General features: G+C 57.5%; 1 tRNA gene. It reads right to left on the reverse strand.

From position 1 onward, the window contains the following. Window positions 1-2 precede the first annotated feature (2 nt). A tRNA-Glu gene (locus ACCC94_RS30585) sits at window positions 3-75 on the reverse strand. Between the last annotated feature and the right edge of the window lie 125 nt (window positions 76-200).

The following is a 200-nucleotide window of genomic DNA, read 5'->3' on the forward strand; positions in this document are numbered from 1 at the left end:
GGCGTCCCCTAGGGGACTCGAACCCCTGTTACCGCCGTGAAAGGGCGGTGTCCTAGGCCACTAGACGAAGGGGACGCAAAACCTTCGATTTCGGCTTCGTTCGGACAAACGAAGCTTACTGGTAATTTGGTGGAGCTAGACGGGATCGAACCGTCGACCTCTTGCATGCCATGCAAGCGCTCTCCCAGCTGAGCTATAGC

The organism is Pseudomonas sp. Pseusp97 (assembly GCF_047304025.1).
In the GTDB taxonomy this organism is placed as follows: domain Bacteria; phylum Pseudomonadota; class Gammaproteobacteria; order Pseudomonadales; family Pseudomonadaceae; genus Pseudomonas.